This window comes from Microbacterium sp. (assembly GCF_039812165.1).
Taxonomy (GTDB): Bacteria; Actinomycetota; Actinomycetes; order Actinomycetales; family Microbacteriaceae; genus Microbacterium.
Genome location: NZ_JBDIAB010000312.1, coordinates 1 through 2,502 on the forward strand (window position 1 = coordinate 1; position 2,502 = coordinate 2,502).

Genomic DNA, 2,502 nt, shown 5'->3' on the forward strand with positions numbered 1-2,502 from the left:
GACACCATCGCGTTGCGCGCGCGCAGGTCGATCGCCTCGAGCGCCGAGATCATCGCGGCCGCCACGTCGAGGGCGTCCATCGAGACGTCGTCCTGATCGGGGGCGGTCAGGTCCACGGTGACGACCTGGTCGCCGAACTCGACGTTCTCCGACCAGAAGATCGATCCGTCCGGCCCCGTGTCGAGAAGGCCGAAGTAGTCGTGCTCGATCGCCATGTCCCCATGAAACCAGCCTCGCCGCCGGTGCGCGAGCCTCTCGCGCGTGTCGCGCGAGGTGAGCGCGTCGGAATCGGCGCGACGACGCCGGGCACAGCCGTGCGACGGGGCGCTACTCGACGAGCGCGGCGGCGAACACGTGCGGGGTGAAGCCGGTGAGGTCGCCGATGCCCTCGCCCTGCCCGAGGAGCTTGACCGGGATGCCGGTGCGCTCCTGCACCGCCAGCACGAACCCGCCCTTGGCCGAGCCGTCGAGCTTGGTGATGACGAGGCCGGTCACCCCGGCGTGCTGGAGGAACGCCTCGGCCTGCATGACGCCGTTCTGACCGGTCGTGGCGTCGAGCACCAGCAGCACCTCGCTGATCGGCGCCTGCTTCTCGATCACGCGGCGGATCTTGGTGAGCTCGTCCATGAGCCCGCCCTTGGTGTGCAGGCGCCCGGCGGTGTCGACGAGCACGATCTCGGTGCCCGTGCGCTTGGCGTAGTCGATGGTCTGGAAGGCGACGGATGCCGGGTCCTGGCCTTCCTGCTGCGGACGCACGATCGCGGCTCCCCCGCGCTCGGCCCACGTCGCGAGCTGGTCTACCGCGGCGGCGCGGAACGTGTCGGCAGCCCCGACGACGACGGAGCGCCCGTAGCGCTGCAGGAACTTCGCGAACTTGCCGATCGTCGTCGTCTTGCCGACGCCGTTGACGCCGACCACGAGCACGACGGCGGGGCGCTCGGTGAGCCGCAGCGTCGTGTCGAACTTCGCGAAGTGCTCCTCGAGGGTCTCCTTGAGCATGCGCTGCAGGTCGCGCGGGTCGGTCGTGCGGTAGCGGTCGACCTTCTCGTGCAGCTCGTCGACGATGCGCTCGGTGATGTCGGGGCCGAAGTCGGCGGTCAGGAGCGCCGTCTCGAGATCCTCCCACGTGTTCTCGTCGATCGTGGGCTTGACGAACATCCCGCGCAGCGCGCGACCGAGCGACCAGGAGCTTTCCGCCATGCCCCCAGCCTACGGGCCTGCCGCGGCTCAGACGGAGACGTGCTCGCGCACGCGCTGGCCCACGACCGCCGAGACGCCGTCCTGGCGCATCGACACGCCGTAGAGCGCGTCCGCGATCTCCATCGTGCGCTTCTGGTGCGTGATCACGATGAGCTGGCTCGACTCCCGCAGCTGCTCGAACACGCCGAGCAGGCGTCCGAGGTTGGCGTCGTCGAGGGCGGCCTCGACCTCGTCGAGGATGTAGAACGGGCTCGGGCGCGCCTTGAAGATCGCGGTGAGGAGCGCCACCGCCGCGAGCGACCGCTCGCCGCCGGAGAGCAGCGAGAGCCGCTCGATCTTCTTGCCCACCGGGCGCACGAACACGTCGATGCCGGTCGTGAGGGGCTCGTCGGGATGCGTGAGCGCGATGCTGCCGGTGCCGCCCGGGAACAGCACCGGGAAGACCTCGGCGAAGGCCGCCTTGGTGTCCTCGAACGCGGCGACGAAGATCTCCTTCATGCGCGCGTCGAGCTCCTCGATGATCGCGAGGAGGTCCTTGCGGGTCTGCACGAGGTCGGCGAGCTGCTCGGTGAGGAACGCGTGCCGCTGCTCGAGGGCGGCGAACTCCTCCAGCGCGAGCGGGTTGACGCGGCCGAGCCGTGCGAGCGACCGCTCCGCGTCCTCCAGGCGTCGCCGCTGCGCCGCGCGATCGAACGGCGCCGCGTCGCCGTGCTGGTCCACGACATCCTGATCGGGGCCATATTCCTCGATGAGAATACTCTCGTCGAGGCTCAGCTCCGATGCCACGCGCTCGAGCAGCGTGGTGACGTGCAGACGTTCCTCGTGCATCTGCAGCTCGAGGCCGTGCACGCTCTCGGTCAGGCTCGTGAGTCGCTGGCGGGTGTCGGCCTCCTGGGCGCGGAGGCTCGACAGCTCCGCCGTGACCGTGGTGCGCTCCTGCTCGGCCAGGCTCAGCTCGACGCGCGCACGCGTCACCGAACGGTCCACCGAGTCGAGGAGCGGCGGCAGCTGCGCGGTCACCTCGGCGGCCACGGCCCGCTGGGCGCGACGGATGACCGCCCGTCGTGCCGCCTCCTCCGCGGCCGCGCGCTCACGCGCCCGCTGGGCCTCCAGCTGCACGACCCGTTCGCGGCCCGCGCGCACGCGCTCCTTGAGCGTCTCGACGTCGAGCCGTGCGCGCATCTCGCCGTCGCGGGCGGCGTCGAGCCGCGCCAGCATCCCCTCGCGCGCCGACGCGTCGAGGATCGGGCGGGGCACCTCCTGCGCCGCGGTGAGCGCGTCGTCGGCCGCCGCTACGGCGCG

Annotated in this window: 2 protein-coding genes and 1 pseudogene; all 3 read right to left on the reverse strand. The window is 71.3% G+C overall.

Translation table 11 applies throughout. From position 1 onward, the window contains the following. Positions 1 to 215 (reverse strand): annotated as a pseudogene (locus WML84_RS14785) (DUF2004 domain-containing protein); the annotation flags it as partial. Positions 216 to 327: 112 nt separating this feature from the next. Further along, on the reverse strand, positions 328 to 1,200 hold the full coding sequence (gene ftsY, locus WML84_RS14790; RefSeq protein WP_347346896.1) for a signal recognition particle-docking protein FtsY: 873 nt from the start codon (positions 1,198 to 1,200) through the stop codon (positions 328 to 330). Between the two features lie 27 nt (positions 1,201 to 1,227). Then, positions 1,228 to 2,502: AAA family ATPase (locus WML84_RS14795; protein ID WP_347346897.1), on the reverse strand; the 1,275-nt coding region annotated here is incomplete at its 5' end.